Source organism: Brucella ciceri (assembly GCF_041930145.1).
Lineage (GTDB): Bacteria > Pseudomonadota > Alphaproteobacteria > Rhizobiales > Rhizobiaceae > Brucella > Brucella intermedia.
The window spans coordinates 63,599-81,846 of the sequence record NZ_JBHEEV010000007.1; the positions used below are offsets into that span (position 1 = coordinate 63,599).

Genomic DNA, 18,248 nt, shown 5'->3' on the forward strand with positions numbered 1-18,248 from the left:
GCAAAAACATGCGATGCCCGTATGAAAGGCCTAAACCGTTTGAAAAATATTTCAAACGTTTCAATGACTTGCGCTCGCCATAGTTTTAACCAACACTCCCTCATCGCCTTGATAGAAGGAGCGTTGCATATGACCGAACGTCTTGAAGATATTGCGATTGCACTGGTAGCGGCAGGAAAAGGCATTCTCGCCGCCGATGAAAGTTCAGGCACCATCAAGAAGCGTTTTGACGCGATCGATCTCGGATCCACCGAAGACACGCGCCGCGATTATCGCGAAATGCTCTTCCGCGCGGACGAAGCGATGAAGAACTATATTTCGGGTGTCATTCTGTATGATGAAACCATAAGGCAGAAGGCCAAGGACGGCACCCCGCTTGTCGAAATCATCCGCAACGCTGGCGCGGTCCCGGGCATCAAGGTCGATGCGGGTGCAAAACCCCTCGCGGGTTTTGAAGGCGAAACCATCACCGAGGGGCTGGATGGCCTGCGCGAGCGGCTCAATGAATATCATGGGCTTGGCGCACGTTTCGCCAAATGGCGCGCGGTGATCTCGATTTCCGACGGCCTGCCCACATGGGGCGCGGTGAAGCAGAATGCGCAGGCGCTCGCCCGCTACGCCGCCCTCTGTCAGGAAGCAAACATCGTACCGATTGTCGAACCCGAAGTGCTGATGGACGGCAAGCCGGGCAATCACACCATCGACCGTTGTTATGACGTGACGGAATGGGTTCTCAAGACGGTGTTTACGGAACTTTACGATGCCCGCGTCCGGCTCGAAGGCATGATCCTGAAGCCGAACATGGTCATCGACGGCAAGAATGCCCGCAAGGCTTCCGTGGAAGAAGTGGCGGAGAAGACCGTCCGCTGTTTCCGCAACTCCGTTCCGGCAGCAGTGCCCGGCATCGCCTTCCTTTCCGGCGGCCAGACGGGTGAAGAAGCGACAGCCCATTTGTCCGCCATGAATGCTGGCTTCGACATGCCATGGAAAATGACCTTTTCCTATGGCCGGGCCTTGCAGGCGGCGGCACTGGAAGCCTGGGGCGGCAGGGATGAGAATATCGCAGCCGGTCAGCGCGCTTTCGCGCATCGGGCAAAGATGAACGGCCTTGCTGCCACCGGCGGCTGGAAAAAGGAACTGGAAAAGGCGGCCTGAGCCGCCTTTCATCCCTCGTGCAGATGAAAGCCGACCGCCAGCGCCATCACCAGAAGGGCGATGGCGGCGATTTTCCAGAAGTCGCCGCGCCGCTTCAGGCCCGGCAAGCCGAGGGGTTTTATGATGTGCAGGCCCATCAGAAGAACGAGCAGCACGGGCAGGATTTTTGTCACAGATCACCTCTCTGTCTCCTTGTGACGCAGCAAGGTGATCGCCGCAAGACACGCGCAGCAGACACAACCGTTTTGCCGGCATGCTTCGCCTTCATCTTAAGTTTCATGGACGAATTACCGTTGGCCGACATAAACTGTACGCGGAGGTGATGAAAGGCGCATGGAGGAGATGGGCCGCAGGGGGCCGATCTTGCGCTTTCGTCAGCAGACTAACCATGCGCCCGCCCGCTGGCGTTGCGCGTGCTTCTGGGAGGAAGAGCATGACTTCGAAATATGCCGAAACCTATGCCGCATGGCAGGCCGATCCTGAACGCTTCTGGGCTGAAGCGGCGCAGGCAATCGACTGGTTCAAGCCATGGGAACAGGTTTTTGCGGGCGACGAAGGTGTCTATGGCCGCTGGTTCAAGGGTGCTGAGTGCAATACCTGTTATAATGCGCTCGACCGCCATATCGCCAACGGGCGCGGCGAGCAGGTCGCGCTGATCTATGAAAGTCCAGTCACCGGCAAGGTCCGGAAATTCACCTATCGCGAACTGCTGGAGGAAGTGGAGGCGCTTTCCGCCGTCATGCTCGACAATGGTGTGACGAAAGGCGACCGCGTTCTCATCTATATGCCGATGGTTCCCGAAGCAGCCGTCGCCATGCTGGCTGCGGCCCGCATCGGCGCCGTCCATTCCGTGGTTTTCGGCGGATTTGCCGCCAATGAGCTTGCAACCCGCATCGACGACGCCAAGCCGGTGATGATCATCGCCGGGTCCTGCGGCATCGAACCGACGCGCGTGGTGCCATATCAGGCCATGCTGGATAAAGCGATTTCACTCGCGCACCATAAAGTCGATCATTGCATCATCTTGCAGCGCGAACAGCACCGGCACGAGCCGGTGGCGGGCCGCGACATCGACTATCGCGAAGCCGTCGATGCCGCGCGTGGCCGCCATGTCCCCTGCGTAGCCGTCCAGGCAACCGATCCGCTTTATGTGCTCTACACCTCCGGTACGACCGGGGAGCCCAAAGGCGTCGTGCGCGACAATGGCGGGCATATGGTGGCGCTCGCCTGGTCCATGAAGCACGTTTTTGGCGTGGAGCCCGGTCAGGTATGGTGGGCGGCGTCCGATGTGGGCTGGGTCGTCGGCCATTCCTATATCGTCTATGGGCCGCTGATCCATGGCGCGACCAGCATCCTGTTCGAGGGCAAGCCGATCGGCACACCGGATGCGGGCACCTATTGGCGCATCATCGCGGAGCATGGCGTTGAGGTGATGTTCACCGCACCGACAGCGCTGCGCGCCATCAAGAAGGACGACGCGGACGGCAATTTCGTGCGCCGCTACGACCTTTCGAAGTTCCGCGCCCTTTATCTTGCTGGCGAACGCGCCGATCCGGACACGATTCACTGGGCCGAAAACCTGCTGGGCTGTCCGGTGATCGATCATTGGTGGCAGACGGAAAGCGGCTGGCCCATGGTCGCCAATCCGCTTGGCCTCGGGCTTCTGGAAACGAGATATGGTTCACCGGCCGTCTGCCTGCCGGGATATGATATCCGCGTGCTGGACGATGAAGGCCATGAACTCGAGCGCGGCCAGCTTGGCAATATCCTCATCAAGCTGCCGCTGCCGCCGGGCTGCCTGCCGACGCTCTGGAATGCTGACGAGCGCTTCCGCAAGGCCTATCTGAACGAATTTCCGGGCTACTATAAAACCGCCGATGCGGGTTACATGGACGAGGACGGCTATCTCTACATCATGAGCCGCACCGACGACATCATCAATGTCGCCGGCCATCGCCTGTCCACGGGCGCGATGGAAGAAGTGCTTTCAAGCCATCCCGACGTTGCCGAATGCGCGGTGCTCGGCATTTCCGATCCCCTGAAGGGGCAGGTTCCCTGCGGTTTCCTGGTGTTGAAATCCAACATCGAACGCGATCCGCAGGAGGTGGAGAAGGAATGCGTCAGCATGGTGCGGGACATCATCGGCCCTGTTGCCGCCTTCCGGCTTGCGCTGACCGTCAAACGCCTGCCGAAGACGCGCTCCGGCAAGATTTTGCGTTCCACGATCCAGAAGATCGCTGACGGCGAAGAATGGACGATGCCAGCCACAATTGACGACCCGGCTATTCTGGACGAAATCAGCACTGTTCTGCGCGAGCGTCACACTGGCCTCGCCTTCGCCTGATCCATTCCCGAACTATTGACCGGCGGTTTCCGCCGGTCCAATCTCCACGCAAACTGGAGATCGACCATGCAATTAGAAGGCAAGGTGGCCATCGTCACCGGCGCTGCCCGCGGTATTGGCTATGCCATAGCAAAACGCTTCCTGCTGGACGGTGCAAGCGTTGTCCTGTCCGACATCGACAATGCCGCAGCCATGCGCGCAGCCAGGGATCTGGAGCAGTTCGGCCCGGTGCATCCCATGGCTGCCGACGTGGGCGACAAGCTCGACATTCACAATCTCCTGACCTTCACCATAACCAACCTCGGCGAGATCGATATTCTCGTCAACAATGCCGGTATCGTGCATCAGGCGGATTTCCTCGATCTCAAGGAAGAAGATTTCGACCGCGTGATGCGGGTCAATCTCAAGGGTGCGTTTCTGTGCGGACAGGCCGTGGCCAAACGCATGGTGGAGCGCGTCGAATCGGGCGGCGATCCGGGCACAATCATCAACATGTCGTCGATCAACGCCATCTTCGGCCTGCCCGAGCAACTCGCCTATTCCGTTTCCAAGGGCGGATTGAACCAACTGACACGCTCCATGGCAGTAGCGCTCGCTCGCTGGGGGATTCGCGTCAATGCGATCGGCCCGGGCTCCATAGAGACCGACATGCTTTCCGCCGTGAACACCGACGCCGATGCCCGCAACGCGATCCTTTCGCGAACGCCGCTCGGTCGCATCGGCCAAGCATCTGAAATTGCTTCGATAGCATCATTTCTGGCATCGCGGGAGGCGAGCTATGTGACAGGCCAGACCATCTATGCCGATGGCGGGCGCCTGCCTCTCAGCTATATGGCAGCACCGCGCTACAAGGCGTGACGTTGCGATCCCGTTCCATTGGGACGATAATAAAGGACGGATTTGCTCCTGACAGATAGCTGTCAGGAGGGGTGTGCGATACTGCGTATCCAAGGATGAGGGAGTTTTCACCATGGCACTCGCAATCGCACCATTGATCGCAGTCTTGAAGGAATACAAGCGCAGGCAGGACGAACGCCGCCGGTTTATCCGCACACAGCGCGTCATCGACGGTCTGCCAAAAGACCTGCGCAAGGATCTGGGCTGGCCGGATCGTTATCTGGAACAGCGCAAAACCAGATACTGCAACGGAGAATAAAACGGAATGCGCCGTGCAGACCGCCTTTTCCAGATCGTTCAGCACCTGCGCGGTGGCAGGCTTGTCACCGCGCGCCAGTTGGCCGAACGGTTGGAAGTCTCCGAACGCACCATCTACCGCGACATCTCCGACCTGCAATCGACCGGCGTCCCCATCGATGGCGAAGCAGGCGTCGGCTACATTCTGAGGCAGGGTTTCGAGCTGCCGCCGCTCATGTTCACGCGCGACGAAATCGTGGCGCTTGTCGCAGGGGCGCGCCTCATCCGCGCCTGGGGCGGTGTCTCCATGGCGCGGGGCGCGGAAGAGGCTCTCGTCAAGATCGAAGCCGTGCTGCCCAAGGAAGAGCGCGCCCGCATCACCAGCACGCAGATTCACGCGCCAACGGCGCGCATCAGCATGGACGAGCGCCGCATCATCGACGCGGTGGAACGCGCCGTCGATCAGGGCAATGTCCTCAACATCCGCTATCGCGATCTGGAATCGCGCGAAAGCGAGCGTGATATTCGTCCGCTCGGCCTCTGGTTCTGGGGTAAGGTCTGGACGGTTATCGGCTGGTGCGAATTGCGCAATGCTTTCCGCACATTCCGCACCGACCGCATCGTGGAGGCGAGCGACGCAGGCCGCCTCTTCCGCGCCGAACGCGGCAAGACGCTGGCAGATTTCTACCGCCTCATGGAATTGAGCGAATATAACGCCTTCAAGGACTGAATACTTCGGCTACTCCCAAGGCAACCGCCGCTTGAACCGGTTCGGCAGTCTGTTCACGACAGACCTGTCGAACCGATTCTCTTTTCCATCATGATCCTGACCAACTGCTCGATCACATATTGTACCCCGCGATCTTCCTGACGGCGCTTGTGCCAGGCGATATGCAACGGAAAACCTGCAACGGGAATCGGCGGCGGAAAAGCCGCGAGGGAAGACGTATCCTCGGGCATACAGCGCGAGGGCAGCATGGCGATCATATCGGTGTTGGCCAGCAATTCCGGCACCATGCCGAAATTCGGTACAACCACACCCACTCGGCGGCTTAATCCCCGCTCCGCGAGCGTGCGGTCGACCGGGCTGCTGTCGTCTCCGCGCCCGGAGACGAGGATATGCGGATATGCAAGCCAGCTCTCCAGCGAGAATGCGTTTGCTGCCGCATGATCCCGGCGCATTGCAATAATGTAGTTCTCCTCCAGCAGCAGGCGGCGCTGAAGCTCCTTATCCGCATCAGGAAAGACGGAGAGGGCAAGATCGCTTTCTCCTGTCACGAGCGCCACCCGCGCCGCCTCGGCACCATGCCACGGTTGGACAATGATATTGATCCCCGGTGCAATGTGCGCAAGCGTCTTCAATAGAGGCCCTATGACGAAGATGGCAGGATAATCCGCCATGCAGACGCGTATCGTCTGCTGCAGCGACACAAGCGGGACTTCGGGCGGATCAACCAGGTCGACCACCCCTGCCAGCAAAGTTTTCAGGGAAGCACGCAATGTTTCCGCTTTCGGAGTGCGCCGCATCGTGCCGCGCGCCCGTTCCAAAAGCTGGTCGTTGAACAAGGCGCGGCAGCGCTGCAAAGCATTCGATACAGCAGGCTGCGTCAGGTTAAGCCGATCAGCAGCCCGGCTCACATGCGCTTCATCGAGAAGGGCATCCAGTATCACCAGAAGATTGAGATCGAGCGAACGTAAATTCATAAAATCAATAATAGTATATATCTATTATAAATTGGAGCAATTTAGTTACTGGTGGCATCGTCTCCGTCAGCCCGAAGGAGACAACCATGTCCAAGACGCTGATCTTACTTTTTCATCCCGATCTGACACGATCCCGCACCAACGCAGCGCTTGCCGCCGCAGCTGCAAAATTGCCCGGCGCGGAGATCGTCGACATGCAGGCCGCTTATCCGCAGGGGATCGATTTCTTGAAGGATAGCGAGCGTGAAGCATTGCGACTTCTGTCGGCTGATCGCATTGTCCTGCAATTTCCGGTCCAATGGTATTCCACACCGCCCCTTCTCAAGGCATGGCAAGATGCCGTACTGACCCGCATGTTCTACATTGCCTATGAGCAGGAGGGCCGCAAGCTCGAAGGGACGCCGCTCCTGATCGCCGCGACAGCAGGAAATGTCCCCGAAGCCTATCGCGAAGGCGGGCGCAACATGTTCCCGATGATTGAACTTTTCGCCCCATTGCGGGCAACAGCGAACCGTTGCGGGCTCGGCTGGGCAACGCCGTTTGTGCTGTATGCCGCCGACAAGATATCAACCGAAGCGCTGGAGGATGCGGCCAACCGCTATGCGGACGCCCTCAAAGTCTGGATCTCCGCGACGTCCACTCCCAACAGCGAGGCGGCAGCTTGACCCAACAAAAAAGCCCGGCAGAACCGGGCTTCTTGCATTTCGGCAAGCGATGTCGCTTCCCGACTATTCTTCCTCGTCTTCGTCGTCAGTATTCGCGCCCTTGAGCGAAGAGAGCTTGGCGAAAACCTTGTCGGCATCGAGCTCGTCTTCCGCAGGCTGCTCGTCACGATAATCGAAATTCTCGGTCGCAGAAGCTGGCAGCAAGGTGCTGTCCGCTTCGGGCGCGGCCGGACGATTGCGCGACGCACGTTCGACTTCGATGTCGAGATCGATCTGAGAGCAGAGGCCGAGGGTAACCGGATCCATCGCCGTCAGATTTGCCGAGTTCCAGTGCGTGCGGTTGCGAATCTGCTCGATGGTCGACTTGGTCGTGCCGATCAGGCGGGAAATCTGCGCATCCTTCAATTCAGGATGATTGCGTACCAGCCAGAGAATCGCATTCGGGCGGTCCTGACGCTTGGAAAGCGGCGTATAACGCGGGCCCTTGCGCTTGGCTTCAGGAACACGAACCTTCGGTTCGGCAAGCTTCAGGCGATAATAAGGGTCCTTTTCGCCCTTCGCGATTTCTTCACGCGAAATCTGGCCGGTAATGACCGGGTCGAGACCCTTGATACCCTGCGAAGCTTCACCGTCGGCAATAGCCTTCACTTCCAGCGGGTGCAGCTTGCAGAAAGCGGCAATCTGGTCAAACGACAGGGCCGTATTATCGACAAGCCAAACGGCCGTTGCCTTCGGCATAAGAAGCTGGGTGGCCATTAGATATAATCCTTCTGTTCGTCCGCTCCGGTGGCGCGGGACGTGGGCAAAACCACAATTTCCGGGAAATCACGGCCTATATATCGTTTTTTTGTCGCCAGAGCAAGAATGGCTCTCAAGCTAAAGAGCCTGAACCACAAAGCGCCATTTGCCGCCACACAGGACGGCTTTGGAACGGCTCTAGGCAATATCGAGTACGATCTTGCCGATATGCCTCCCCTCCTCCATCCGTTCATGCGCGCGCCAGGCATCTTTCAGCGAAAAGATCATGTCCATCACTGGCGCGACGCGGCGCTGCGCCAGAAGCGGCCAGACCTTTGCCTCCAGTTCCCGCGCAATGCCAGCCTTGAACTCGACCGGCCGCGGACGAAGCGTGGAGCCGGTATGGGTCAGGCGCTTGGTCATCAACAGCGCGAAATTGGCCGTGGCTTTCGCACCATTGAGAAAGGCGATCTGCACGATGCGGCCATCTTCGGCCGCAGCCTTGTAATTGCGATCGACGTAGTCACCGCCGACCATATCGAGAATCACATCGGCACCTCTGCCTTTGGTCGTGTCCTTGACGACCTCGACAAAATCCTCGTCCCTATAATTGACGGCGCGATCAGCCCCGAGCTTTAGACAGGCGTCGCACTTTTCCTTAGAGCCAGCAGTCGCAATGACGGTCGCGCCGAATGCCTTGGCTAGCTGGATAGCCGTCGTGCCGATCCCCGACGAGCCCCCATGAACCAGAAACGTCTCGCCTTTCTTCAATCCTCCGCGCTCGAAAACATTGTGCCAGACGGTGAAGAAAGTCTCCGGGATAGCAGCCGCTTCGATGTAGCCATAGCCGGAAGGCAGGGGCAGAGCATTGGTTTCATGCACGACGGCATATTCGGCATAGCCACCGCCAGCCAGCAATGCGACGACCTGATCGCCGAGCTTGAAACGCTTGACGCCGCTGCCGACGGCTACAATGTCACCGGCAATTTCCAGGCCCGGAATATCGGACGCACCGGGCGGCGGCGCATATTGTCCCAGCCGCTGCAAGACATCCGGGCGGTTGACCCCGGCGGCACGCACCCGCACCAGAATTTCACTTTCCTTGGGTTCCGGCACCGAGCGCTGAACAGGGCGAAGCATATGGGGTCTGCCCGGTTCGGAAATTTCGATAGCGGTCATCTGGGAAGGAAGGTCGGTCATCATGCTCAAGACTCCATTCAGATTTCGTACCCTGCGCCGTGGTCAGGTGCCCCATCGGCACCGTCGCACAAATGCCGCATGACGGATGCAAGACACCGCGTTAGGGAAATCGTCATCGATTTTCCCAAATATATATGCGACGATTCAAGGTGTTAAATCTTTTCTGAGCCATCATTGACCACGGAGGACGGCTATGAGCGGTTTCGATGAGGATGTGGCGAAGCCCCGCTGCAGCGTGGCGCTGAGCCAGGAGGAACTGTCGCTGCTTTCGGTCACCGAGATCGACCAGCGCATTGCCCTGCTGCAATCCGAAATAGAGCGATTGAAGGCAGAACGCCTCAAAAAGGGCGACAGCCGCGCAGCGGCGGAAGCATTGTTTCGATAGGGGAACTCGTCAGCGGAAATGGATGCCGGAGCAAAATCGCCGGAACCATTTCCGGACGAAATGTTTAGGAACAATAGTCACTGATCGCAATGGCCGCTTGACATCGACGGCCCAGCTTCAAGTTGCGGGAATAGAATTTTGCGCATTTACATTCAGGTTCTGGCCCTCCTTTGCGGCACAGCCTTTCTCCTCATCGCCTCCGGACTTCATGGTCTCCTGCTGCCACTGCGCGGTGGCGCGGAAGGATTTTCGGTCACATCGCTGGGCATGCTCGGCACCACCTGGGCTGGCGGTTTCGTTGCGGGCTGTCTGTTCGCGCCGCGCCTTGTGCGCCGCGTCGGCCATGTACGGGCATTCGGATGTTTTGCTGCATCAGCCGCGATCATCGCTCTGCTTTCCGGCGTCTTCGTGGATGCAACCATCTGGGTGATCCTGCGCGCTTTCACCGGCTTTTCCATGGCCGGTGCCTTCATGGTCATCGAAAGCTGGCTGAATGAGCGGGCGACCAACGAATCACGCGGCAAGATTTTCGGCATGTACATGATGGTCAACTATGGGGCCACCATGTCCGGGCAGATGCTGGTGGCCGCAGGCGATGTGCGCTCCGATCACCTGTTCATGATAAGCGGCGTCTTCTTCTGCCTGGCCCTTATCCCGACCGCGATTTCCACGGCTGTCAGCCCCAAGCCGCTGACGGAAGTGCAGCTCGATCTCAAGGCGCTCTATAACAATTCCCCCGCAGCCTTTGTCGGCTGCATACTGATCGGCATCGCCAATGGCGCCTGGGGTACGCTTGGAGCGGTATTTGGCGCGAAATCCGGGATTTCAACCACCGAGATCGCCTTGATGGTCAGCGTCACCATCGCAGCCGGCGCCCTGATGCAGATTCCGATCGGTCGCATTTCCGATCTGGTGGACCGGCGTTTCGTACTCGCCAGCGTTGCGGCTCTGGCGGCACTGGTTGGCCTGATCGCCTTTCTCGTCGCGCCTACCAGCGGCCCCGTCATTATCGCGATGACCGGCTGTTACGGCGCGCTCGCCTATGCGCTCTATCCCGTTGCGGTCGCCCACGCGAACGACCATGCAACATCGGAAAGCTTCGTGAAAGTGTCGAGCGGACTTCTGCTGCTTTACGGGTTCGGCACGATGCTTGGGCCGCTTCTGGCGGCTGCGGCGATGGATATTTTCTGGCCCTCAGGCCTCTTTGCCATCACCATGCTCGCGCATATTTCCATCACCGGTTATGCGCTGTTCCGCTCCCGCAGGCGCGCTTCGGTTCCCAAAGAGAACAAGGACCAGTTCATGAGCATGCCGTCGGAACGCGGTGCTACGCCGGAAGCGTTGAACCTTGACCCGAGAGCGGAGACGGAAGGTTGACGGCGTTAAAAATCGCCATCGACAAACAGAACCAATCAAATAATTGAACCAATATGTTCGGCGGCTGTGGCACAGCCGCCAATGCAGCAGTACAGCGTCATGACCATGACATGGAAAAGCGCACTGCTGTGGTGCAACATTCCCTGTCCACGACAAGGCAATTCAGGCTCGCGAGAACCTTTCAACAGCCAAAGTCTTTGGTTTGATACGCCTTATCCAACCGCGATCAAAACGCGGCTTCCCTGTCAGTGACGCGTTACCTGGGATCTCAGTTTTTCGATCTGGTCCTTGAGCATAAGCTTCTTGCGCTTGAGAGATGCAACGTGCAGGTCATCCATTGCCGGTGACGCCAGGGCTTCGGAAATTTCCTGTTCCAGAGCGCCGTGCTTCTTTTCGAGCGTGGCAAGATGGGACTCGATAGCCATCATCAGATCTCCTTTGGTTGATTTCCCTGATTTACGGAACGGCGTGGACCTTGTTTGCCCGCCATCCCGCCATTCAACCTGCATGAGCGCCCGGCACATCTCCTGTATTTCCGGGCCAAACACGCAGTCCCGGCTGCCAAGGATGCGGTGGTGTTTGTCGCCTTCGACAGCCGCGTCCATGACAGAACCATGACAGTTTGGCATGAGTTTGATGCAAAGTCGATTTTGTCGTGGTAGCATTTTCCTGACGCGAAAAATGTGATAAGGGCTTCGCCGAAAACGGGCTGACGCCGCACCTTTTCATGGGTTGGCGCAGCCCGTAAAACTATTCAACAGAACGGGGCACCGCATGTCCGATCAGGAACAGGCCGAAATCAGATTGGCCGTCGCACGTCTGAAACAGGAACACGCGGACTTCGATGCTGCCATAAACGCCATGATAGCGGTTGGCTGCGACCAATTGCGCGTGCAGCGCATGAAAAAGAAAAAGCTCGCAATCAAGGACAAGTTGCAGGAAATGGAAGATCGGGTGATCCCCGACATCATCGCCTGAATGTCCACAACGATCCATAATTAGAGCCGGGGTTCGCCCGGCTTTATCTTTTCAGCATCATCCACCAACTACATGAAAGAAGCGGAGCAGGAAGATCAATGAGCGTTACTGCCGATGTCGCCATCATCATGGGAAGCCAGTCCGACTGGGAAACCATGCGCCATGCAGCGGACACACTCGAAGCACTCGGCATTTCCTTCGATGCCCGGATCGTTTCCGCGCATCGCACCCCTGATCGTCTCGTTGCCTTCGCCAAGGGCGCCAAGGCAGAAGGTTTCAAGGTCGTCATCGCGGGCGCAGGCGGCGCAGCCCATCTGCCAGGCATGGCGGCAGCCATGACGCCGCTTCCCGTCTTCGGCGTCCCGGTCCAGTCCAAGGCGCTTTCAGGCCAGGACTCGCTTCTCTCCATCGTCCAGATGCCGGCCGGCATCCCTGTCGGTACGCTGGCGATCGGCCGCGCCGGTGCGGTCAATGCCGCACTGCTCGCAGCAGCCGTCTTGGCGCTTTACGATGAGGCGCTCGCAGCCCGTCTTGACGAGTGGCGCGCGGCGCAGACGGAAAGCGTAGCGGAACGTCCTTCAAACGAGGCCTGATATGAACACTTCTGTACTGAAGCCCGGTGCAACCATCGGCATCATCGGCGGCGGGCAGCTCGGCAGGATGCTTGCCATGGCCGCAGCGCGGCTCGGCTTTCAAACCGTGATTCTGGAGCCGCAGGCCGATTGCCCGGCAGCACAGGTCGCCAATCACCAGATCGTCGCGGCCTATGACGATCCGAAGGCGCTTGCGGAGCTTGCCGCAGCTTCCGATGTCATTACCTACGAATTCGAGAACGTGCCGGTGAGCGCCGCCGACCGGCTGGCAGAAACCGCTCTGGTCCTGCCGCCGCCCGCAGCGCTTGAAGTCTCGCAGGATCGCTTTGCCGAAAAGCAGTTCCTCAATGAAAGCGGTATCGAGACGGCTCCCTGGCGCCTCGTGGACGATGAAGAATCCCTGATCGCGGCCCTGGGAGCGCTTGGCGAGCGCGGCATCCTCAAGACGCGACGTCTGGGCTATGACGGCAAGGGACAGGTCCGCCTGGCCTCGCTCGACGAGAGCGAAGCCCACAAGGCGATTCTTGCCATCAATCGCGCCCCGGCGATCCTCGAAGGTTTCGTCGATTTCGAACGTGAAGTCTCGGTGATTGCAGCACGCGACCGGTCTGGAAACGTCGCAATCTTCGATATTGCCGAAAACGTGCACAAGGACGGCATCCTTGCCACCTCGACCGTTCCGGCTGCGATTTCCGAGAACACAGCGGAAGCTGCCCGCAAAGCCGCTACAAAGCTTTTGAATGCGCTTGATTATGTCGGCGTGCTGGGGCTCGAATTCTTCGTCCTGAAGGACGGAACGCTGCTGGCGAACGAGTTTGCCCCGCGTGTCCATAATTCCGGCCACTGGACGGAAGCGGCCTGCGCCATTTCGCAGTTCGAACAGCATATCCGCGCCGTTGCCGGATTGCCTCTCGGCAGCACCGAACGCCATTCCGATTGCGTAATGGAAAACCTGATCGGCGACGACGTCGACAAGGTTCCAGCGATTCTCTCCGAAAAGGATGCCGTGCTGCACCTCTACGGTAAAAAGGAAGCACGTCCGGGCCGCAAAATGGGCCATGTGACGCGCATCCAGCCTCGCAGGAAATGATGTTCATCGGGAATCCCGTCGATTCCCGATGAATCTTTTGCCGCCTGCCAAGAATTTCAGCTCCTGCACCCTGAATCTGCGGCTCAGGAGTTGACATTTGCCTGAAACCTTGTGTATTTCGGCCAACCCTTCGGGCATCTAACAGTGCCTGTAACCAATTGGCGCCTCGGGCGCCTGTTTTTATGAAGCCCCGCGGCATCTGCACGTCAACGGGCCAACAAGACCGGTGATTGACATGAAGATCAAGAACTCGCTTAAAGCGCTTAAGGCCCGTCATCGCGACTGCCAGCTGGTCCGCCGCAAGGGCCGCGTATACATCATCAATAAGACCGCCCCGCGCTACAAGGCTCGCCAGGGCTAATCTTATTTCTGATTTTGCATTTGACGTTTCGCTGCGCATGATAAAATCTATGCGCATGCGGAACGTTTTTGCATGTCTGGTTTCTTTTTCTGTGGTCGCATCGCTGGGTGCAACTGTGCCGTCGGCTTATGCCGAAGTCGCGCCCGGCAAGGTGCCGCTTACCGCACCGCTGACGCCCGTTCAGACCGGCCCCGACAGCGAACAGAAACCGACCCCGGAAAAACCTGCGCCGGATGCAGCCCAAACGCCTGAAGAGCGCCTCGACAAGCTCTTTGCCGATCTTCGCCGTACAACGGATGAAGCCAAGGCACGGCGCATTGCTTCGCAGATCAACACGCTGTGGTCGCAGTCGGGCAGCGCAACAGTCGATCTCCTCATGCAATGGGCGAACGCGGCGATGCTGGAGCAGCGCTATCCTTCGGCCATCGACTTCCTGAACGAAGCGATCGCGCTCGACCCGGAATATGCGGAAGCATGGAACCGTCGCGCTACGGTCTATTTCCTTAAAAAAGATTATGCCCATGCCATGTACGACATCAATCGTACGTTGGAACTGGAACCGCGCCATTATGGCGCCCTGACCGGCATGGCGGCCATATTGCGCCTGCGCGGCCTCAAGGAACAGGCGCTGAAAGCCTATGAACAGGCCCTGATCGTTTATCCGATGATGCGCGACGCACAGAAGAACTTCAATGATCTGGCTGATGAACTGACCGACACTCGGACTTAGAGCGTCCCTGCCTCCTCCAATTCATCTCTGTTCAAAGAAAAACGCGCTCTCAAAGAGCGCGTTTTTTTGGATGGCGTCTGCCACGACTGGATGAGATTCCGGCTGTGGCGAGCCGAAAATGGTGGAGTTTGAGAACCGGTGCGGAATGTACTTCCACGCATAGTCCCGAAAAGTTGCAGACTTTTCGGATTAGACTTTGCGTCAAAGAACGCACATGAGCACCGGAAGCGCAAAACGACGCCATTTGCAGGCCGTCACGGCCGGAATATCGCCAGTCTAGATGCCCGATTTTCCATCTGGCCCTATATAGGCGATGCGCAGCATGTTGGTCGCGCCCGGCGTTCCGAACGGGACACCGGCGGTGATGATGACGCGGTCGCCTGCCTTGCCAAACTCTTCGTGGAAGACGATTTCGCAAGCATGGTTGACCATGTCTTCAAGGTCGTGCGCATCATCGGTAACAACGCAATGCAGGCCCCAGACGAGCGACAGCTTGCGGGCGGTATCGACAACCGGCGACAGAGCGATAATCGGCGTGCGCGGCCGTTCGCGGGCAGCGCGCAGGCCGGTCGTGCCGGACGCGGTATAGGTGACAATGGCCGAAAGCTTCAGCGTTTCCGCGATCTGGCGTGCAGCGAGCGAGATTGCGTCGGCACCAGTCGGCTCCGGTGCTGCGCGCTGCGCATCGATGATGGTCGAATAGGTCGGTTCCTTTTCCACCTGCTCCGCGATGCGGTTCATGGTGGCGACAGCTTCGACCGGGTACTGGCCGGAGGCGGATTCAGCCGAAAGCATGATCGCGTCAGCACCTTCAAACACCGCGGTCGCAACGTCGGAAACTTCGGCGCGGGTCGGAACCGGAGCAGTAATCATCGATTCCAGCATCTGCGTAGCGACCACGACCGGCTTGCCGGCGCGGCGTGCCTTGCGGGTGATCTGCTTCTGAATGCCCGGAACGCTTTCAAGCGGCATTTCAACGCCGAGATCACCGCGCGCAACCATCAATGCGTCAGAAAGCTCGATGATTTCATCAAGACGCGTCACGGCCTGCGGCTTCTCGATCTTCGACATCAGGCCGACCTTGCCGCGCGAAACCTTGCGCACCTCGGCCAGATCTTCCGGACGCTGGATGAAGGAAAGCGCAACCCAGTCGATTTCTTCCTTCAGAACGGCGTCGAGGTCCTTGCGGTCCTTTTCCGTCAGCGCGCCGACGCCAAGCGTCGTATCCGGGAGGCTGACGCCCTTGCGATCCGAAATGCGCGTTCCGGAGATCACCTTGCAGCGGATCGACTTGCCGTCGCTTGCCTCGGCTACGAGGTGCAGCTTGCCATCGTCGATCAGCAGGCGATGACCCGGCTCGACAGCTTCAAGAATTTCCGGGTGCGGAAGATAGACGCGGGTTTCATCGCCGGGCGCTTCGTTATTGTCGAGGGTGAAGGTCTGGCCGGGAACGAGATCGACCTTACCGTCCTTGAACTTGCCGACGCGCAGCTTCGGACCCTGAAGATCGGCCAGAATGCCGATCGGACGGCCCAGTTCCTTTTCCACATTGCGAATGCGCTTGACGAGGGTGCGCATCAGATCATGGTCGGCGTGACTCATGTTGATGCGGAACACATCCGCGCCTGCCTCAAACAGCTTGCGGATGACGGCTTCCTCGCCTGACGCCGGACCTAGCGTGGCGAGAATCTTGACCTTGCGGTTGCGCTTCATTGACTATTCGTTCCTGTAACAGTGGGGTTTTCTGTCGGCGTTTCATCGGTGAGCTGAACCATCCAGCTCGATTGTTCCCCGGTGTCGTATTCCTGGAAGCCGTTGCGCTGGAAACCGCGCGCGAAGCAATCCTGGACGCCAGTAATACGGAATTCTTTTTCGGCCACGCACATGTTGACCTTGCCCTCCCAGCGCCCGCCGCCCTGGGCGTCTTCGGCGTAGAGGTAGTAGTAGCGGGATGAAAGCGGGCCTTCGAGCAGCGTCTTGCAGGCTGCGCCTTCAATATGCCACCAGCCCTCGGTCACCCAGCCGGTCTTGGCGCGGTAGCCGATGGCAACGCCGACCAGGTTCTGGGTTGCGTTACATACGCGGAAATCCGCCCTGGCCTCTATGGATGTCATGCCCAGCGCAGTCATCAGCACACCGGCAAACAAAACTAGAGATCGTGGAAGTCGCATACGCAGAACCCCTTCAGCCCGCTATCGGTTTTATCGAACAATTTATATTGCACAAGGAAATCCATCTCGGGGACATCCCGTTTCGGGTCGCTCTCTTTTCGGCAGTTTCGCCTTTGATGTCAACGCAATCCCATTGATTACAGGTACTCTCGATCGAAGAATGATCGTTGCAATCCCGGCTTTCTCATGACAGACCTGAAACAGCTTCCCGCACAACACAGAAATAATCTCAAAGTTCAGCCTCGGATTCCGCCCTATGCCGCTTCAATCCGGATCAATCGCTTCGACACAATTCTCACCGGTATACACTGTCGATGGAGATTTCAGCCTCGGCCTGCTCCTGACCGCCGACCATGCACGGCGCGATGTTCCAGCCGAATATGGCACGCTTGGTTTGCAGAAAAGTGAATTCGACCGTCATATCGCCTATGATATCGGCGTCGAGAATTTGACGCGCGGGCTCGCCAGCCGTCTGAGCGCGCCGGCGGTCCTCGGTGGTTTTTCGCGCCTCCTGATCGATCCCAATCGCGGGGAGGACGATCCGACGCTGATCATGCAGCTGTCCGACGGGGCGGTCATCTCCGGCAACTATCCGATGTCCGCAGGCGAACGTGAAGAACGCCTCCAACGCTTCTACCGCCCCTATCACGACGCGGTTGCCCGGGCGAGCGAACGCGTGGCGGCCGAAAGCGGGGCTGCGCCCTTCATCGTTTCGATCCATTCCTTTACGCCGCGCTGGAAGCACAAGGCCCGTCCCTGGCAGATCGGCCTTCTCTGGGACAAGGACGACCGAGCCGTAAAGCCGCTTCTGTCGCTGCTGCGTGAAAACCCTGACCTGACGGTCGGCGATAACGAACCTTATGACGGCGCGCTCAAGAACGACGCCATGTACCGGCATGCGACCGCGAAGGGCTTCGCCCATGTCCTGATCGAAGTGCGGCAGGACCTGATTGCCGATGACAAGGGAGCGGCTGAATGGGCCCACCGGCTTGCCCCCATGATCGCGCATATCAATACACTTCCCGACATCCACACTGTCCGGCATTTCGGCTCGCGCGCCGATCGCATCGAATAACGGGCCTGTCAGGAGAGGCTTTGCCCGCTATCCACAGGGCTTGACCCGCCAAATCGGGTCGTGCATCGAAAAAGGCTCTTAATTTTGCCTGCGACTCGCGGGAAAAACGGTCCAGACTTTCGAGAAGCGGTTTCGCGCCGTGCGCGACCGCATCATCATTGAATTTGAATTGGAGAACTCCTCGTGAGCGACGACATTACCAGCGAAGCCCAAACGATTGCTGTCGGCCAGTTGCGTGCTTTCATCGAGCGCATCGAGCGCCTTGAAGAAGAAAAAAAGACCATCGGCGACGATATCAAGGAAGTTTACGCGGAATTGAAGGGTTCGGGGTTTGACAGCAAGGTCGTGAGGACCATTATTCGTCTGCGTAAAAAAGAAGACCATGAACGTCAGGAAGAAGAAGCCATGCTGCAGCTCTATATGGACGCACTTGGCATGAGCTGATTTCGGCTCTTCCCGGAGCCTCTCCTCTTCCTGAAATCGAAACCCGACGGATCATTCGCGGTCCGTATTCAGTGTCTGAGAAAAAGCGCCATTGCAGCAAGGCA

22 protein-coding genes are annotated in these 18,248 nt (G+C 58.5%); 15 read left to right on the top strand and 7 right to left on the bottom strand.

Annotation, left to right across the window (positions count from 1 at the left end; all coding sequences use genetic code 11):
- Nucleotides 1-129: 129 nt before the first annotated feature.
- Nucleotides 130-1,155 carry a class I fructose-bisphosphate aldolase gene (locus JNC63_RS15340; RefSeq protein ID WP_063620141.1) on the top strand — a complete coding sequence of 342 codons (1,026 nt, stop codon included), beginning with the start codon at nt 130-132 and terminating at the stop codon, nt 1,153-1,155.
- Between the two features lie 8 nt (nt 1,156-1,163).
- Here the strand turns inward: JNC63_RS15340 and JNC63_RS15345 are convergent, their stop codons facing one another.
- Entirely contained in the window at nt 1,164-1,328 is a 165-nt protein-coding gene (locus JNC63_RS15345) for a hypothetical protein (protein WP_162994761.1), read from the bottom strand.
- A 260-nt stretch (nt 1,329-1,588) separates the two neighbouring features.
- Here JNC63_RS15345 and JNC63_RS15350 point away from each other — a divergent pair, with 260 nt between their 5' ends.
- The 4 genes from JNC63_RS15350 to JNC63_RS15365 all read left to right on the top strand — a co-directional run bounded on the left by JNC63_RS15350 (nt 1,589) and on the right by JNC63_RS15365 (nt 5,363).
- Nucleotides 1,589-3,499, top strand: coding sequence for a propionyl-CoA synthetase (locus JNC63_RS15350; RefSeq protein ID WP_063620142.1), 1,911 nt, complete (start codon nt 1,589-1,591; stop codon nt 3,497-3,499).
- 66 nt (nt 3,500-3,565) lie between these two features.
- On the top strand, nt 3,566-4,357 hold the full coding sequence (locus JNC63_RS15355; protein ID WP_063620143.1) for an SDR family NAD(P)-dependent oxidoreductase: 792 nt from the start codon (nt 3,566-3,568) through the stop codon (nt 4,355-4,357).
- A 112-nt stretch (nt 4,358-4,469) separates the two neighbouring features.
- Nucleotides 4,470-4,655, top strand: a complete 186-nt coding sequence (locus tag JNC63_RS15360) for a hypothetical protein (RefSeq protein ID WP_021588023.1) — start codon at nt 4,470-4,472, stop codon at nt 4,653-4,655.
- Nucleotides 4,656-4,661: 6 nt separating this feature from the next.
- The gene (locus tag JNC63_RS15365; RefSeq protein WP_006467756.1) at nt 4,662-5,363 is read left to right on the top strand and encodes a helix-turn-helix transcriptional regulator; all 702 of its coding nucleotides are present in this window, start codon (nt 4,662-4,664) and stop codon (nt 5,361-5,363) included.
- Nucleotides 5,364-5,416: 53 nt separating this feature from the next.
- On the opposite strand, the gene JNC63_RS15370 is transcribed toward JNC63_RS15365, so the two are convergent.
- Nucleotides 5,417-6,337, bottom strand: coding sequence for a LysR family transcriptional regulator (locus tag JNC63_RS15370; RefSeq protein WP_063620144.1), 921 nt, complete (start codon nt 6,335-6,337; stop codon nt 5,417-5,419).
- Between the two features lie 86 nt (nt 6,338-6,423).
- Between JNC63_RS15370 and JNC63_RS15375 the strand changes: the two genes are divergently transcribed.
- Complete coding sequence (locus JNC63_RS15375; protein WP_063620145.1) at nt 6,424-7,002, top strand: NAD(P)H-dependent oxidoreductase; 579 nt, start codon at nt 6,424-6,426, stop codon at nt 7,000-7,002.
- Nucleotides 7,003-7,065: 63 nt separating this feature from the next.
- On the opposite strand, the gene JNC63_RS15380 is transcribed toward JNC63_RS15375, so the two are convergent.
- Nucleotides 7,066-7,758 (bottom strand): DUF1013 domain-containing protein, encoded by a 693-nt coding sequence (locus tag JNC63_RS15380; protein WP_006467758.1) that lies wholly within the window; start codon nt 7,756-7,758, stop codon nt 7,066-7,068.
- 180 nt (nt 7,759-7,938) lie between these two features.
- On the bottom strand, nt 7,939-8,943 hold the full coding sequence (locus JNC63_RS15385; protein ID WP_063620146.1) for an NAD(P)H-quinone oxidoreductase: 1,005 nt from the start codon (nt 8,941-8,943) through the stop codon (nt 7,939-7,941).
- Nucleotides 8,944-9,133: 190 nt separating this feature from the next.
- Here JNC63_RS15385 and JNC63_RS15390 point away from each other — a divergent pair, with 190 nt between their 5' ends.
- The gene (locus JNC63_RS15390; RefSeq protein ID WP_063620147.1) at nt 9,134-9,325 is read left to right on the top strand and encodes a DUF1192 domain-containing protein; all 192 of its coding nucleotides are present in this window, start codon (nt 9,134-9,136) and stop codon (nt 9,323-9,325) included.
- 138 nt (nt 9,326-9,463) lie between these two features.
- Nucleotides 9,464-10,702 carry an MFS transporter gene (locus tag JNC63_RS15395; RefSeq protein ID WP_063620148.1) on the top strand — a complete coding sequence of 413 codons (1,239 nt, stop codon included), beginning with the start codon at nt 9,464-9,466 and terminating at the stop codon, nt 10,700-10,702.
- A 245-nt stretch (nt 10,703-10,947) separates the two neighbouring features.
- Here JNC63_RS15395 and JNC63_RS15400 read toward each other — a convergent pair whose 3' ends face one another.
- Nucleotides 10,948-11,130, bottom strand: a complete 183-nt coding sequence (locus tag JNC63_RS15400) for a YdcH family protein (RefSeq protein WP_021588029.1) — start codon at nt 11,128-11,130, stop codon at nt 10,948-10,950.
- 346 nt (nt 11,131-11,476) lie between these two features.
- Between JNC63_RS15400 and JNC63_RS15405 the strand changes: the two genes are divergently transcribed.
- The 5 genes from JNC63_RS15405 to JNC63_RS15425 all read left to right on the top strand — a co-directional run bounded on the left by JNC63_RS15405 (nt 11,477) and on the right by JNC63_RS15425 (nt 14,454).
- Nucleotides 11,477-11,680 (top strand): YdcH family protein, encoded by a 204-nt coding sequence (locus JNC63_RS15405; protein WP_006471281.1) that lies wholly within the window; start codon nt 11,477-11,479, stop codon nt 11,678-11,680.
- A gap of 98 nt (nt 11,681-11,778) precedes the next feature.
- A complete protein-coding gene (gene purE / locus JNC63_RS15410; protein WP_006467764.1) occupies nt 11,779-12,273 on the top strand; it encodes a 5-(carboxyamino)imidazole ribonucleotide mutase in 495 nt (164 codons plus the stop codon).
- A gap of 1 nt (nt 12,274) precedes the next feature.
- Entirely contained in the window at nt 12,275-13,363 is a 1,089-nt protein-coding gene (locus tag JNC63_RS15415; RefSeq protein WP_063620149.1) for a 5-(carboxyamino)imidazole ribonucleotide synthase, read from the top strand.
- Between the two features lie 235 nt (nt 13,364-13,598).
- Nucleotides 13,599-13,724 carry a type B 50S ribosomal protein L36 gene (ykgO, locus tag JNC63_RS15420; protein ID WP_006467766.1) on the top strand — a complete coding sequence of 42 codons (126 nt, stop codon included), beginning with the start codon at nt 13,599-13,601 and terminating at the stop codon, nt 13,722-13,724.
- 37 nt (nt 13,725-13,761) lie between these two features.
- Nucleotides 13,762-14,454 carry a tetratricopeptide repeat protein gene (locus JNC63_RS15425; RefSeq protein WP_063620150.1) on the top strand — a complete coding sequence of 231 codons (693 nt, stop codon included), beginning with the start codon at nt 13,762-13,764 and terminating at the stop codon, nt 14,452-14,454.
- A gap of 276 nt (nt 14,455-14,730) precedes the next feature.
- Here the strand turns inward: JNC63_RS15425 and pyk are convergent, their stop codons facing one another.
- Nucleotides 14,731-16,167, bottom strand: coding sequence for a pyruvate kinase (gene pyk, locus JNC63_RS15430; RefSeq protein ID WP_006467768.1), 1,437 nt, complete (start codon nt 16,165-16,167; stop codon nt 14,731-14,733).
- Nucleotides 16,164-16,625 carry a DUF1036 domain-containing protein gene (locus tag JNC63_RS15435; protein ID WP_025090863.1) on the bottom strand — a complete coding sequence of 154 codons (462 nt, stop codon included), beginning with the start codon at nt 16,623-16,625 and terminating at the stop codon, nt 16,164-16,166. Before JNC63_RS15435 ends, pyk begins: the two co-directional genes overlap by 4 nt.
- 256 nt (nt 16,626-16,881) lie before the next feature.
- Between JNC63_RS15435 and JNC63_RS15440 the strand changes: the two genes are divergently transcribed.
- On the top strand, nt 16,882-17,700 hold the full coding sequence (locus JNC63_RS15440; RefSeq protein WP_063620151.1) for an N-formylglutamate amidohydrolase: 819 nt from the start codon (nt 16,882-16,884) through the stop codon (nt 17,698-17,700).
- Nucleotides 17,701-17,883: 183 nt separating this feature from the next.
- On the top strand, nt 17,884-18,144 hold the full coding sequence (locus JNC63_RS15445) for a DUF2312 domain-containing protein (RefSeq protein WP_002964837.1): 261 nt from the start codon (nt 17,884-17,886) through the stop codon (nt 18,142-18,144).
- The last annotated feature ends 104 nt before the right edge of the window (nt 18,145-18,248 follow it).